Genomic DNA, 12,922 nt, shown 5'->3' on the forward strand with positions numbered 1-12,922 from the left:
CGTTCTCGTCGAGCTTGCATAGATGCACTGCCGCTGCGGAACGTTGTGAAGCCGGGACCACGCCTGCGCCTCGGCTTGGCTGCCCGCGCAGATGACGAACCTGACCACGTCAGCCCCCTGCGATGTCACGGTACGAATCCAGAGGACTCACCGACGCCAGCTTTGGCCCCTTGGGCTTCTTCCGCTCCAGCTCCATGCGGGCCCGCCGGCGGTCGCCTTCCGTCGTGAGTAGCGACGACATCGCGGAGTTCAGGGCCGCCACGTACTGGCCGTTCGGCGGACGGTCCTCCGACAGGCCGCGGGACATCAGCTCCGCCACATAGCGGGCCACAGCCCAGTCCGACGGCTCGTAGAACGCCGCCTGGCCGGACTCCCGCAGGCTCAGGTACCAGTCCGTGGCGATCGGATGCCACAGCTCGCCCGGCTCGGGCAGGGCAGGCAAATCATCGGGTTGCCCCGACGGGGCCTGGATTAGTTCAGGGCCGTCGTCCTTGTTGCGACGACGGCGCTCCTCGGAACGCTTCGGGATAGGTCCGTGCGCGCCCATGACGACCTCCAGGGTCAGAGCACGCCACCAGGGCGCGCGAGGGCTGGAACAACGACAACGCCCCCTCAGGGACGCCGCCAGGGCGTCACGAGAGCGAGGCGACCAAACCGGCCGCGTCAGGCAGCTCGGCAAGACTGAGAGGCGAACCCGGAACCCGGTCGCCCACGATCATGTAGCGGCGATCCGAGTACACCTCGAACGCCAACTCCCCGCGGCGGATGCGCCGACCAGCCGGGACCGCGCCACGGAACCACAGATGCAAGCCGGTACCGGACCGGCCGCGCTCCATGTACGTCGGCGGCAACTGGTCCACGATCGCCCGAGCCCACGGAAGGACGACACCGTCCTCAACCGCGTGATCCAGGTCAACGACCACAATGCCGTCGCCGGCCGTCAGAACGAAGCCGATTCCGTCACCGGTCCTCGACGCGCAGGCCGCCGCGAAATCCGACCAGGACGAAGGGTCGTTCACCGAGGCGAAACGACCGTCCGTGCGCAGCGGCACCTTGGCCTTGTGCCGCACCCACCGAGGGCGGGACGTCAGCTCGACTGGAATACGAGCCGCCTGACCTGCGACTGCCTGCTCTTGGCGGGCGGCGATCCTGGTCCGACTCGCACGCTTCCGACAGGCCGCACCGCAGTACCGGGCATCAGCCCGAGCCATCAGCGGCAGCGGGCCGGCACACTGCACGCACTCGGTGCGGCGGGCTACGGCGGTCGCGGTCATGCCTCAAGTGTACGGGGCTCGTGTCACGGCTACAGCCTGCTGACCTGCACTGTTACCGATCTGCGACAGGTGAGCCGATTAGCCGGCCATAAACCGCTCGGGCATCAGCGCAGGTCAGGACCTTGGGAACCCGTACACGGGGTCAGGTGCTATACGGCCCCGATCCCTAAAAGATCATGATCATGGATATCCCCCCAGGTGATCATGAACCAAGATGATCAAGGTTTGATGATCAACTCCAAGATCTAATCTCAAGATCAAGATGCGGTTGTCCAGCCTCGCTCGAACCGACCTTCAACGTTCGATCTTCGTTCGCTTCGACCTCGAACATCGATCATCAACGCATCGAGCGAAGATGTGATCACGTCACACGTGACCGTCGACGACCATCACCACTACGACCTGCTGCCTGCCCGTCGGCCTGCCCCATGGGGTGCGGCCGGCCAGCAGCCTGCCTCGCGTCCCGCGCTGCCTCACTGTCTCCTCGTTCGTCGAACGAACTTCGAGTTCGATCCTCGGTTCGTTCAGCGACGTCGACCGACGTTGGCCCTGCTCCCGGTGAACACCGTCGCCCGTCGACCGGACATCGCACCTGAGGTACGCGAAAGCCCTGACACGCGAAGCGTCAGGGCTTCCCACCTGGTGAGCCATGTGCTTAGGGCATTAGGCGGCAAGCGGTAGCTTCCGCCGGCTACGCCACTCGATAAGCAACTGGGCCGACTTGGAGTGGTTGCACGGTGGACAAGCTGGAAGGACATTGCCGATGGCATGCCGTCCACCCAGCGCGAGCGGGATGACATGGTCCATCTGCATCACTTCGGGACGGACTCCGCAGTAAGCGCAGCAGTTGCGGTACCGATGGACGAGGCGGCGCCAGTCCTTGAGTTCCACGCCAACACTGCCCGGGTTGTTCCGCTTCCGCGCGCGACGTGCACGCCGCCGCACCTGCATGGCCTCCGGATTCTCGGCAGCCCACCGAACTGAACTCGCGATCAAATACGCCCGGTTCAATGCGTAGTAGGCGCGCCTTCTGCACCAGAAGGAGCAGTAGATGGCGTCCGACCTGATGGCCTGGAAGGCTCCTGCGCAGTGGGTGCACACGAAGTCATGGATGCCCTTGTAGCTGCGCCGTGCAGTGCGCCGCTGCCTGCACTTGCGTGAGCATGTGAGGCGATCCGTCCTGGTGACGGGGAAAGAGGTCTTGCATTCGGTGCAGGGTCGGGTCTCATCCGGGCGCCGGTTCCGACGGTAGCTAGTCTGCGTAGTACATCGGCGCGAGCAGTGCTGTGCGTCGTGTCGAAGCGGGGTGAAGCCGCCGCCACACGACCGGCAATTCCGGGATGGCGGCAACAGATCGATGCCTGCATTGATGGCGCGCTTGTAGTGCTTTGAGCATCGGAGCCTTCGCAGCTTTCCCCGAGTACAGCAGTCGGCCTCGTTGCGGTCGAAGCAGCCTGCGGAATCGTCAGGGTTGCGCGAGTTCTGCTTCTTCAGGTGCACCGCAGAACAGGGCAGGCAGCGTCGGCTGTTGCCGTGGCGATGGCTGATGTCGGCGCTGCAGTCAAGGCAGTCGCGCGTAGTCTGTGTCATGTCGACCTGTTCGCTCAGGTTGGCCGTGGCCCCGGGACGGTTCCAGCCGTCGCCGGGGTCTTTCCATAACTATCGCAGGTCAACCTGGCGTGCGCGGGGCTTTGTTGACCCTATCGGCGTCGCCCTTTCGACCCTCGGTTGGCCTTCGACCCGGGCCACTTCCCTGTGGCTTCATGGAAGCGGAGGGCGCAGTATCCGCGCGCCCGCGGCCCCATGAAGCGCTGCACGCGGCTCACGCAGCGAGTGAACGAACCCGAGCGGAGGGCATAACCGACGCCTGCTGCCTTGCCTCCACTGGTGGGCCGATCGCTCCAGTAGCGGCGACCTTCGCGGACGATGCGTCGGCTGCTTCGTTTGATTGCCACGTTGGATCACTCCTTCGTTGGCGCGGGCTCCTGGTCCTGGGGTTCGTCGACTCGTTCGATGTGGGCGCCGGCCTGGGCGGGGATGGCGAAGCAGATCCCGTTGGCGTCCTTCAGGGTGGCCCAGCCGTTGGTGAAGCCGAGGGTGAGGTTGGGGTCGGCGATGAGGATGTCGTCGATGGGCTTGCCGGGGCGGCGGATGAGGTAGGCGGGCATGGCGCGGGTCCTTTGTCAGAGGAGGCCGGGGTGTTGTTCGGGCGGCCGTGTTCGTCCGGGGCGCGGGCTGGCGCGCTGGGCGGCGTTGCCTTCGGCGCTGCTCTTCAGTCCGTGACAGGTCGCACACACACCCTGAAGCCGGTCCTCAGCGTGGGCGTCAGTCTTGGCTTCGATGTGGTCGCAGTGGGTGGCGGGTCTGATCTGGCATATCTGGCAGACCACGTCGCGGTCGAGCACCTTGCGGCGAATGGTTGCCCAGTTCGATGGCAGCCGGCTTTTGCGGTCGGAGTTCTGCCAGCCGCCACTCATGTCGACCTCCCCGTTCAGTCGTCGCTGCGCCTGATGTTTCCTTCGCTGATGTCGATGGCTGAGCGGAGGAGCCCGGTTTGGTTGATCCAGTCGCGGGTGTCGGTGGCGCCGGTGGAGAGGGCGATGGATCCGTCGGGTTGGAGGACTTTGAGGATGACGAGTGCGTCGGTGACGAGGTCTCCGTCGTCGAGGTCGGCGGTGACGCCGAGGCTGTCGAGGAGTTGCCCGATGGGCTGGTCAGCCATGGGGCGTCCCGGCGTCGTCGTGGTCGCCTCGATACTTGGCGAGGGCTTCGTGGATGCTGCTCTCGCTGCTGTCGTTGGAGTCCCACCATTCAACGGCCTGCCAGACGTCGCTGAGGCGCCGCGTTCGGACTGCGGCGCGGGTCTCCCACTGGCGGAAGAGCAGCAGAAGTTCCTCGGTCTCGCGGGCCGCGTCTTGGGCGTAGCCGAGCCCTGCGAGCCGCTGGGCCATCTCTTCGAGGTCGTGTCGGCGGGCCTGGAGGTCTTCGAGATCTTGGGCGGTGTACAGGTAGTTGTAGCTGCCGCCGCTCATCGGAGGCCGCCCTGCTGTCGTGCGGCGATGACCTCGGCTTGGGCCTTGGCGACTTCGGTCATGACCGTCTCGGTGAATCCGTCGAGGTCGGGTTCGACGCGGATGCGGATGACGTTGCCGTCGGTGGCGTCGCTGAGGGTGATCTCGTTGGCGGGGATGTTGATGGTGTCGTCGAAGATGAGGACGGCCCGCGCGCCGATCTGTTCGGCCATGCCTTGGTAGCGGAGGAGCCGCGATTCCTGGGCGGCACCGGGCGGGACTTCGACGCCTTCGTACTGGTCGATGACGAGGACGAATGGCGGTCGGTCGTCTCCGCTGCCTTCGGGGAGTTCGAGGATCTGCAAGCGGGCCATCAGCCGTTCGCCTCCTCGTCGTGGATGAGGACGCTACGGATGTTCGCGGTGGGGGCCAGGTAGACCGTCCGCTTCTTGGCGTCCAGGACGACGAAGACGTTTCCGGACCATTCGTGGCCGGGGGCGTTGGCGACCGTGTCGGTGTTGCCGTCGAGGTAGTTGATCTCGTATCGGGCCATGGCGCGGGCTCCTGGTGGTGGCGGGTTACGGGGTGTCTTCGTGGTGGATGGTGATGCGCCGGGCGAACATGGTGACGGTGATGACCACCGCTTCGTCGTCCCGGATCTCGTCGATCTTGATGCTGCTGCCGGACGGGATCGGCACCTCGACGCCGTTGATGCGGACGGCGCTGGGGGTGAGGATCTGGTCGCCGCTGCTGCGGTCGATGATCTCGATGTCCGCCCCACGGCGAGGTTCCGGCTTGCGGATGTCGGTCATAGCGTCGTCTCCGGCTTCTCCTGTTGCGGCTCGTTGCCGCTCGGGCCGAAGAAGCTGTCGAGGATGTCGCTGAGCGACTTGGTCACCTTGTCGGCGAGGTGGTGCCCGCTGGCTTTCTGCACGTAGGCGCTGATGGCGGCGGCCTGGTTGCGGACGTCGACGGGGACGCTGCTGAGGACCCCGTTGAGGCAGGGGTCGCTTTTGGCGTGGAGGTCTTCGTGATGCTGCATGGCGATGACGAGGTTCCACGCCCACAGGGGGAGGTCCGGTACGGGGGAAGCAGCCATGGCGCGGGCTCCTAGGTCAGGCAGATTCGTTGCTGGGCTCGAAGCCGTAGCGGGTTCGCAGGGCCGTTATCTCCAGCGCGATTGCCGCCTTGGCTTCCTCGGCCCACGTGCCACTGTTGACTGATGCGGTGGAGACCTCGACAGCTGAACCGCAGACGACGCCGCCATGCGGCTTGGTAGGGATGCCTGGGCGGCAGGTCCAGTCGGCGGTCCACGAGTGAAACTTGCGCCGGTTCCTGCCGTCGGTGCAGTGCTGGAGTCGCAGCTTCACGCTGTGGTCGTCGCCGTGCGGCATGCGTACCGTGGTTACGACAGGGTCGCCGACGTCTGTGTAGTCGTAGCGGCTCCGGCCCAGCAGTTTGTCGCGCGGGTCGAGTTTGATCGTGCCGCTCATCCACCACGGATCGTCACGCGAGGACTCATCGCGCCTGGCCCACAGCTTCCAGTCGATGCCGCCGTACTGAAAGCCGAGCCCGATGACCTTGGACTGGTAGCCCTTTGGGTTCAGTCGCCGGACCAGCCAGGTTCCGAATCGTTCGGTGTGCAGGTAGAGGGCACCGAAGGGGTGGAGCCGGATATGGGCGGCAAGGGTGTGTTCGCTGCCCTTGTTGCCGACCTTGAATTCGACGCTCCAGCCGGGGAAGGACTTGCCGAGGATGAGCTGGCCGCCGAGGACACCCGTGTTCTTGGTCGGCCACGGTCCCGGGGTTGACGGCGCAGCAAAAGGGATGCGGGCTCGTGCCATCCGCTTGATCTCTTCGCTGCTCATCGGTTCGGGAGGGCCGTCGACGTAGGGGCCTGCGTATCGGTCACCAACGTTCCACTGGTTGGGGTCGAGGTGGCCTTGGGGATTGGGCCTGGTTCCGCAGCGGTCGCAGCAGACCCAACGCGATCCCGGCTGGCCTCGGAACCCGTCAGTGCCGTCGACGACGGGCTTGTGCCCGAAGAGGCGGCAGGTTGCCAGCGGGCGTGGCAGGTCGTGGAGCCAGAAGCCTCGGTTGACGAACGTGCCTGGCTTCGTGTCTTCCTTGCGGTAGTCGACAGAGAAGGGATGCATGGCGCGGGCTCCGTGGGTTCAGTCGTTGAGTGCCCGCCGGATACTGCAATTCCGGCTGATCAGGCAGGCATTGCCGGTAGAATTCACACATGAAGAACTGCTCAATATCGGGCTGCTCCAAGCCCTCTCACAGTCGCACCTGGTGTCGATTCCACTGGCAGCGCTGGTATCGCTATGGCGACCCGCTCGTCGAGAAGCCGGATCGCATCGTCGGTAACGACGAGGCTCGCTTCTGGTCCAAAGTCGACAAGGAGCAGCCGGCACCCAAAGATCGACCTGAACTGGGAAGTTGCTGGGTCTGGATCGCTGGAGTCAACGAAGGTGGCTACGGCTACTTCGACTCAGGCAAAGACGCGAACGGTCGCCGCAAACGCTGGCTCGCCCACCGATGGAGCTTCCTCCGAGAGCACGGCACCCTCCCGAGCCAAGGAATGCACCTCGACCACCTATGCCGCACACGAGCTTGCGTGCGCCCATCACACCTCGAACCAGTGACACCGCAAGAAAACTGCCTGCGGGGAATCTCGCCCGCAGCTCAGCAAGCCAAGCAAATCGCCTGCCTCAATGGCGGACACCCATTGCGCACTGGCAAGTCCGGCAAGCGGTACTGCCCAACCTGCGCCCGCGAAAGCACCCTCAAAAGATACAGGGAGAAGCACGGCATACCACTGGATGCTCCACTGAAGCAAAGCAGGCCTCGGTCAATCAGCTAGACCTCGCGCAATCCCAGCCTCCAAAGTGACCCGAGGCTGGTAGAAGCCGAGCATCCTGGTCGGGTTGCACACCCGGTGGTGGACACCTTGCGGTGCGGCCGGCAGGTGCTTGATGCGGGGCGTGTAGCCAGCGGCGGCGGTGACGTACCCGGCGAGCTGGTCGAAGCTGGTGGCCCTGCCCCAGCCGAGGTTGACCGGACCAGTGACGTCGTGGTCGACGGCGGCGAGTGTGGCGCCGACGACGTCGTCCACGTGGATCCAATCCCGCGTGCTGCTGCCGTCGCCCCACACCTCGAACGGGTCGTCGCGCCGTTTGGCCCGGGCGATGAAGGCGGGGAACGGGTAGCAGTCGTCCTGGTCCTCGCCGTACCCGGAGAACGGGCGCAGGATGTGGACGCGGCAGCCTTCGGCTTCGGCGACCGCAGCGAGCTGTTCCCCGACGACTTTGGCGATGCCGTAGGTGTTGTCGGGCCGGCTGATGAGGTCGAGGTCGATGTCGTCCTCGGTGAGCCGGTGGATGTCGCCGGGCTGTTGCAGGTCGACGGGGTAGGCCGCGCTGCTGCTGAAGAACACGGCGCGCGGGGTGCCGGTGCGGATGAGCCACCGGAAGTACCAGGCGTCGAGGGCGAGGTTCGTGGCGACACCAAGCGGGGAGCCGTCGATACTGGCCCTGCCGCCGACGACTGCGGCGCAGTGGATTGCGAGATCGTGGCGGGTGTTGTCGGTGCGGAAGAAGTCGAGGGCATCGACAGCTGGACGACCGTGGCCGGCCTGAAGGTCAACGACGGTGACGGTGTGCCGCTGTGTGTTGAGTGCAGCAACGAGGTGGCGGCCAATGAAGCCTGAGCTGCCTGTTACGAGAACGCGCACTATGAACCCACCTTCACGGCTCGGTAGACGCCCCACGGCAGCTCGCTGTCGACGGGTTCGAGGCCGATACGCGCGCACGCCTCGTCCTGTTGCTCCTTGGACCAGGTGGTGACGCCGATCCACGAGTCGGCCTCGGACGGCGTCTCGGCGACGGGCCAGTCGAGGACGAGGATTCCGCCGAGCTTGGTGGCGGCCCGAAGCTTGCCGATGATGTGCAGGCAGTCGGTGTAGCTGTGGTGGATGAGGACGGCCAGGCTGTAGACGGCGTCCATGCGGCGGCGGCCGAGGTGTGCGGCGACGCCGTCGGCGTCGGCCTGGACGGTGGTGATGTCGGGGTCACGCTCTGCCAACCGGTCGCGCTCTGCCAACCGGTCGAGCATGTTCTGGGAGGCGTCGACGGCGGTCACTTCGTAGCCGGCGGCGGCCATGGGGATGGCGACGCGCCCGTCACCGCAGCCGAAGTCGAGGACCTTCGCCCCGTCGGGGATGACAGTGGCGAGCATGTCGGCCTGTGCCCGGCCGGAGTCCCAGTAGGCGTCCTCGGAGACCTGGCGGAGCGGGTGAATCGCGGTGGGGTCGGCCTGATCCCACGCCTGGATGACGTCATCTGCGGTCATCGCTGCCTCCTCAGAGCCACTTCACGGCGGCAGCGTTGATGGCCAGGTGCATGGTGTTGTCGGCGATGATCATCAGCCAGACCGCCATCCATGCGGGTCGGTCCTGGTGGTAGCCGGTGCCGGAGCATTCTGACCACGGGTGCCGGTACCTCTTGGGCGCCAGGAGGTTCTTCGCCCACACGACGTGGCGAGCGAGCCGGTAGTGGTCGATGACGGCGTGGGTGCCGATGATGGCGGCGAGCGCGGCAGGCGACCGGGTGACGAGGAGGAAGGGCAGGCCGTAGGTCAGGGCGTGTGCCCAGGCGGGCCACCAGCTCTTCGTCTTCTCGTTCGCCATCCAGTCGGACTGGATGAGGTAGTCCCCAGCAAGGTGCGCAAGCAGGAGCCCGAGGGCAACCTCACCGGTCACGACTCCTCCTCGATGAGCTTTCGCAGCTTGTCGAGGTCGTCGGCGAGCCCGCCGTTGTCCCGGTAGTCGTAGTAGGCGGCCGAGTCGCTGCTCACCTGTTCCGGCGAGTTGCACTCTTCATAGCCCTGATCTACGACCGCCTTGCCGTTGGCAGGATGCAGGTGCTCAATGACCATGTCGTCGAGGTACGTGATCCTGCCCATGCCCTTCCCCCAGTCGAGCCAGCAGAGGTCCAGGCAGAGGTGGACCAGCGCCGGGGGCGCCATGTAGCCGAGGGTGCGGACGATGTCGGCGGTCATGGCAACCGCAGTCGGCATCCTCTCCCCCATGAGGAGGTCGTTGCCGTAGACGATGCCGGGCCCGCCGGACAGGCATTCGCGGATGCGGGCATCCCAGGGCATGGCGGCCGGCCGGGGCCGGTGGTCGTCGCCCATGAACGCCAAGTACCGGTACTTCTTCGCCGCCTTGACCGCCTGCTGGTTGAGAGTTCCGCACAACCGCAGCCGCTTCCCGAACACGAAACGGACTTGGCCACCCTTCATGAACTTCGCGGCCTCACGCTTGTACGCGTCCAGCTTCGGGTCGTCGTTGTCGACGGCGAACAGCAGATCGGCAGTCGCTCCCGTCTCGTGCCACGCCCTGACGAGCGACATGACCGCCTGGGGCCGGCCGCGGGTAGGGATGATGACGAGCAGGTCGTCGGCCATGGCGCGGGCCCCTTCAGTCGGTGGCGGCAGGGTTGTGTCCTCGCGGGCGGGAGCCGTACCGCCACAGTGGGCTCGACCGGACCCCGCGAGGAGTCTTGGGGTTCAGGCGGCGGCGCGGTGTGCGTGTGGTCCGCGACTGTTCGCTGCCGGGTTGGGCGGGGTGAAGCGTGCACCGGCTTCGGCGGCGGCTTTGACGGTGGGGAGGTGGAAGAGGCATTCACCTTCGCCGCTGAGAACGGGTTCGATCTTCCTGCGGGTAACCCAGACGCGTATCGTGCCGGGCTTCACTCCAGCAGCGCGGGCGGCTTCCCAGAGGTTGCCGAGCTGATCGCCGTGCTCGATCTGCGCACCGTAGACATCGAAGCCGTCGGGGTTCGGAAAGGCGACCATGACACCTCCCACGGGTACGCGAAAGCCCCCACCGGATGGTTCACGGCGGGGGCTTCGAAGGCGTGTAGTGACTTGTGTGCCACGATCAAGATTCAGAATTACAGCCCGCGACCTGTTCGTCAAGCAGTTCCGGTTCGCGTGTCAAGGGGTCGTCTTCGTCGATTAGTGGCCGAATGAGGTTGAGGTACTCCCAGATCCAGATGCCGAGGTGTTCGGCGGCGGAGTGATAGCCCTCGCGCCGGATCAGCCGGTTGGGGTGCCAGGTTCCTTCGCGGTGTCGGCGAATCCAGTACTGGCAGCGGGCGGAGGGTTCGGGTGGCGGGGTGTTCCAGTGCTGTTCGGGGTCGTCGACGGCGGGCGGCTTGTGGCCCCAGGGCGGGGCGGTCACGGCCGCCACTCCTCGCGGTAGTCGGCGTGGTCGACATAGGACAGGGCGAGCAGCCGCAGGAGACCGACCGACTCGTACTCACTGGGGTCCATGGGGCCGACTCCCCATTCGCTGTCGATCCGGTCGTCCATTCCGTCCATGGCCGGGACGATCTCGTCGAGGATCCGCCGCTTGGCGTCGATGTCGCGCAGGACGCGGGCCGGGTCGTGCTCGATGATGTGGGCCCGGATCAACTCACCCTTCACCAGGGCGACACCGTCTCCCTTCGCGTCGACCACGCCGTCGCCGTCGAGCACGGCATCGTCCCAACTTTCGCCGCGCCAGGGAGAGGGCGCCACGCGGGCGTGACATGCAGCCCGAGCGATGCGCTCGTCTTCGGCGAGACGGTCGCGGAGGAACTGGACCAGGTCGGTCATTGGTTCGCCACGCGCACGGCGTTGAAGCAGCCGAAGCAGAGGTCAATCCACCGCTTGTCGTGCGCCGCGATCTCTGCGAGGAGAGCCGTGTCTGCCGACTTGCCGCAACTGAGGCAGATGTGGGGTTCGTCGCGGCGTGCGTCGATGTCGCTACCGTCAACGTCGACTGGCGCGGGTGGGAGCAGGGTGGGCTCGGCTTTGAGTAGGTGCAGCATGCCGGTGGCGTCCATGTCGTTATTCTCTCTCGCGGGTGTCATGCCGCGACCCCTGCTGCTTCGGCGAGCACAGCGTCCTGCTGCTGTCGGAGTTCCCGCCATGCTCCGAGGTCACCCCATTCGGTGCCGCACGTTCCGCACCTGATGCGGTGGTTGGTGGCGACGGCGGTGAGCTGGGCCCGGCACAACTGGCCGTCAACACGGACGGGGCAGAGCCCAGTCTTGACCCGGCCGGGCTTCCGTTCGTTGGCGACCGCGGCCGCGCATTCGGCGTGGAGTCGGCGGATGTCCTCGACGTCCTGGGCGACGGAGTCGTAGGCGTCGGCCGCCCACGGCAGGTTGTTGAGGAGGAACCTCACGTGCTCGGGCACGGCTTGGCGGGGGCTCCCGCGCCACGGGGCGACGGTCCAGCCGAGCCGGTTCCGCCACGCGTCCTCAATGTCCCGCAGTCGGGTCGCCATGCCGCCGGCTGCGACGAGGTTGAGGACTTCGAGCCGAGGCGGGATCGGCGGCGTCTTGCTGCCGGATGTCGGTGCTCCTCCCCCGCTGGCACCGCGCATCAACGCCGCGGTGGTGTCCAGCCGCGCGAACAGGTCGGGGAGCTCTGACAGTCGCACCCGGGTCTTGTCCTCGCACGGCCGGCAGACCTGCCGCTCGTACTCGGCTTCCCACAACGGCTTGTGGCAGTTGGTGCAGTTCGGCCATTCGTACTGGGTGAGGTCTGCGGCGTAGTTGTGCATGGTGGGCTCCTCGGTGCGGCGGTACAGAGGTGCGGGTGCTGCGTCAATTGTCGCTGAGGGTGATGACAACTGGTGGGCATGGCGAAGGCCCGCCACCCTGAGGCGACGGGCCCAGCAGGACGGGGGCGGTCACGGGGCCGCCCTCGTCGCTGCGGCACGCGCGGCAACTTTCGCAAGCTTCCCGGTCAGGGCCGCCTCCGCCGTACCGTCGGTGACGGACACGAGTGCCACGGCTGCGGCCAGGATCACGTCGCACAGTTCATCGGCGACCTCCTCACGGCTGTGGGTGACGCCCTTTCGGGGGTTTTGCCCGGTCATTCCGATGTACGCGGATGCGGCCTCGCCGGCTTCTTCTGTGACTTTGAGGATGCGCATGGCGACCTCGTGCGGTGTGCGCCCGTTGGCGGAGTCGATCCAGTCGACGAGTTGGTGGATGGTCGCCCACTGGTCGGGTGCAATCACGTCGGCCATGGTCAGGACTCCTTCTGGGTGGCAGGGAAGGTCTCGGCGTGGGTGAGTTTCCACGCAGCCCAGGCTTTGCTGGGGTACTTCGTGTGCATGCTGTGGTCGCGGTCCATGACCTGCACGAGAGTGAGCGGACCGACCTTGGCGTCGTCGTACTGGCCACCTCTCATTCGGGGGGCTACGGGCACCCAGAACGGCCCGTACTCCCACGTATCGACGCGGTACGACCAGTCGTCCTCGCCCCACTTGTGGAAGATGCGGGTCACCGCGTCAACGTCAAGGGGTCGTTCCATCAGCTTGGCTTTGTACCGCTCGTTGAACCAGCGCTCCTTGTACTCCTCGATGTACGAGGCAAGCCGCTGGGCTTCGGCGTCGGTGGGGCGGGCTTCGGAGTCCCGGTCGAAGGTGGCGATGTATCGCCACATCGGGTGGGTGCCGGTGACGGGGATACGGAGGGCGACGAGCGGGTCATCGCAGTCCGCGTCCGTTCCGAACGGCCATGTGTCGGCTGCCATGGGTCAGGTCTCCTTCGGGGTTCGGGCTGTACGCCG

General features: G+C 66.1%; 24 protein-coding genes. 1 reads left to right on the forward strand and 23 read right to left on the reverse strand.

The window, feature by feature from the left end:
* Positions 1-109 precede the first annotated feature (109 nt).
* From ACFYPA_RS06065 to ACFYPA_RS06120, 12 genes are all read right to left on the reverse strand, one after another.
* Entirely contained in the window at positions 110-547 is a 438-nt protein-coding gene (locus ACFYPA_RS06065) for a hypothetical protein (protein WP_389129877.1), read from the reverse strand.
* Between the two features lie 85 nt (positions 548-632).
* Positions 633-1,274 (reverse strand): bifunctional DNA primase/polymerase, encoded by a 642-nt coding sequence (locus tag ACFYPA_RS06070; RefSeq protein ID WP_389129880.1) that lies wholly within the window; start codon positions 1,272-1,274, stop codon positions 633-635.
* A gap of 663 nt (positions 1,275-1,937) precedes the next feature.
* On the reverse strand, positions 1,938-2,864 hold the full coding sequence (locus ACFYPA_RS06075) for an HNH endonuclease (protein WP_389129883.1): 927 nt from the start codon (positions 2,862-2,864) through the stop codon (positions 1,938-1,940).
* A 371-nt stretch (positions 2,865-3,235) separates the two neighbouring features.
* Positions 3,236-3,442 carry a hypothetical protein gene (locus tag ACFYPA_RS06080; protein ID WP_389129886.1) on the reverse strand — a complete coding sequence of 69 codons (207 nt, stop codon included), beginning with the start codon at positions 3,440-3,442 and terminating at the stop codon, positions 3,236-3,238.
* Between the two features lie 15 nt (positions 3,443-3,457).
* Positions 3,458-3,751, reverse strand: coding sequence for an HNH endonuclease (locus ACFYPA_RS06085; RefSeq protein WP_359079665.1), 294 nt, complete (start codon positions 3,749-3,751; stop codon positions 3,458-3,460).
* 14 nt (positions 3,752-3,765) lie between these two features.
* Positions 3,766-3,996: a hypothetical protein gene (locus ACFYPA_RS06090; protein ID WP_389129889.1), complete on the reverse strand. Its 231-nt coding sequence runs from the start codon at positions 3,994-3,996 to the stop codon at positions 3,766-3,768.
* A complete protein-coding gene (locus ACFYPA_RS06095) occupies positions 3,989-4,306 on the reverse strand; it encodes a hypothetical protein (protein WP_389129891.1) in 318 nt (105 codons plus the stop codon). Before ACFYPA_RS06095 ends, ACFYPA_RS06090 begins: the two co-directional genes overlap by 8 nt.
* Positions 4,303-4,659: a hypothetical protein gene (locus tag ACFYPA_RS06100; RefSeq protein WP_389129894.1), complete on the reverse strand. Its 357-nt coding sequence runs from the start codon at positions 4,657-4,659 to the stop codon at positions 4,303-4,305. The genes ACFYPA_RS06095 and ACFYPA_RS06100 overlap by 4 nt, the downstream gene beginning before the upstream one ends.
* A complete protein-coding gene (locus ACFYPA_RS06105) occupies positions 4,659-4,838 on the reverse strand; it encodes a hypothetical protein (protein ID WP_389129897.1) in 180 nt (59 codons plus the stop codon). The genes ACFYPA_RS06100 and ACFYPA_RS06105 overlap by 1 nt, the downstream gene beginning before the upstream one ends.
* A 25-nt stretch (positions 4,839-4,863) precedes the next feature.
* Positions 4,864-5,097, reverse strand: a complete 234-nt coding sequence (locus tag ACFYPA_RS06110) for a hypothetical protein (protein ID WP_389129900.1) — start codon at positions 5,095-5,097, stop codon at positions 4,864-4,866.
* Positions 5,094-5,384 carry a hypothetical protein gene (locus tag ACFYPA_RS06115; protein WP_389129903.1) on the reverse strand — a complete coding sequence of 97 codons (291 nt, stop codon included), beginning with the start codon at positions 5,382-5,384 and terminating at the stop codon, positions 5,094-5,096. The genes ACFYPA_RS06110 and ACFYPA_RS06115 overlap by 4 nt, the downstream gene beginning before the upstream one ends.
* A gap of 16 nt (positions 5,385-5,400) precedes the next feature.
* Entirely contained in the window at positions 5,401-6,441 is a 1,041-nt protein-coding gene (locus ACFYPA_RS06120; RefSeq protein ID WP_389129905.1) for a hypothetical protein, read from the reverse strand.
* An 89-nt stretch (positions 6,442-6,530) separates the two neighbouring features.
* Between ACFYPA_RS06120 and ACFYPA_RS06125 the strand changes: the two genes are divergently transcribed.
* Positions 6,531-7,154 (forward strand): HNH endonuclease signature motif containing protein, encoded by a 624-nt coding sequence (locus tag ACFYPA_RS06125; protein ID WP_389129908.1) that lies wholly within the window; start codon positions 6,531-6,533, stop codon positions 7,152-7,154.
* On the opposite strand, the gene ACFYPA_RS06130 is transcribed toward ACFYPA_RS06125, so the two are convergent.
* From ACFYPA_RS06130 to ACFYPA_RS06180, 11 genes are all read right to left on the reverse strand, one after another.
* The gene (locus tag ACFYPA_RS06130) at positions 7,143-8,024 is read right to left on the reverse strand and encodes an NAD-dependent epimerase/dehydratase family protein (protein WP_389129911.1); all 882 of its coding nucleotides are present in this window, start codon (positions 8,022-8,024) and stop codon (positions 7,143-7,145) included. The genes ACFYPA_RS06125 and ACFYPA_RS06130 overlap by 12 nt on opposite strands.
* A complete protein-coding gene (locus ACFYPA_RS06135) occupies positions 8,024-8,641 on the reverse strand; it encodes a class I SAM-dependent methyltransferase (RefSeq protein ID WP_389129914.1) in 618 nt (205 codons plus the stop codon). Before ACFYPA_RS06135 ends, ACFYPA_RS06130 begins: the two co-directional genes overlap by 1 nt.
* A 10-nt stretch (positions 8,642-8,651) precedes the next feature.
* Positions 8,652-9,050 carry a DUF3307 domain-containing protein gene (locus ACFYPA_RS06140; RefSeq protein WP_389129917.1) on the reverse strand — a complete coding sequence of 133 codons (399 nt, stop codon included), beginning with the start codon at positions 9,048-9,050 and terminating at the stop codon, positions 8,652-8,654.
* Entirely contained in the window at positions 9,047-9,757 is a 711-nt protein-coding gene (locus tag ACFYPA_RS06145; protein ID WP_389129920.1) for a glycosyltransferase family 2 protein, read from the reverse strand. Before ACFYPA_RS06145 ends, ACFYPA_RS06140 begins: the two co-directional genes overlap by 4 nt.
* Positions 9,758-9,859: 102 nt before the next feature.
* Positions 9,860-10,147: a hypothetical protein gene (locus tag ACFYPA_RS06150; RefSeq protein WP_389129923.1), complete on the reverse strand. Its 288-nt coding sequence runs from the start codon at positions 10,145-10,147 to the stop codon at positions 9,860-9,862.
* 85 nt (positions 10,148-10,232) lie between these two features.
* Positions 10,233-10,535 (reverse strand): hypothetical protein, encoded by a 303-nt coding sequence (locus tag ACFYPA_RS06155; protein WP_389129926.1) that lies wholly within the window; start codon positions 10,533-10,535, stop codon positions 10,233-10,235.
* Positions 10,532-10,951, reverse strand: coding sequence for a DUF6221 family protein (locus ACFYPA_RS06160; RefSeq protein ID WP_389129929.1), 420 nt, complete (start codon positions 10,949-10,951; stop codon positions 10,532-10,534). Before ACFYPA_RS06160 ends, ACFYPA_RS06155 begins: the two co-directional genes overlap by 4 nt.
* The gene (locus ACFYPA_RS06165) at positions 10,948-11,181 is read right to left on the reverse strand and encodes a hypothetical protein (RefSeq protein ID WP_389058156.1); all 234 of its coding nucleotides are present in this window, start codon (positions 11,179-11,181) and stop codon (positions 10,948-10,950) included. Before ACFYPA_RS06165 ends, ACFYPA_RS06160 begins: the two co-directional genes overlap by 4 nt.
* Before the next feature lie 23 nt (positions 11,182-11,204).
* Positions 11,205-11,906: a hypothetical protein gene (locus ACFYPA_RS06170; RefSeq protein ID WP_389129932.1), complete on the reverse strand. Its 702-nt coding sequence runs from the start codon at positions 11,904-11,906 to the stop codon at positions 11,205-11,207.
* A gap of 129 nt (positions 11,907-12,035) precedes the next feature.
* Positions 12,036-12,377: a MazG-like family protein gene (locus ACFYPA_RS06175; protein ID WP_389129934.1), complete on the reverse strand. Its 342-nt coding sequence runs from the start codon at positions 12,375-12,377 to the stop codon at positions 12,036-12,038.
* Between the two features lie 2 nt (positions 12,378-12,379).
* Positions 12,380-12,886, reverse strand: a complete 507-nt coding sequence (locus tag ACFYPA_RS06180) for a hypothetical protein (RefSeq protein WP_389129937.1) — start codon at positions 12,884-12,886, stop codon at positions 12,380-12,382.
* Between the last annotated feature and the right edge of the window lie 36 nt (positions 12,887-12,922).

Source organism: Streptomyces sp. NPDC005775, assembly GCF_042871565.1.
GTDB lineage: Bacteria > Actinomycetota > Actinomycetes > Streptomycetales > Streptomycetaceae > Streptomyces.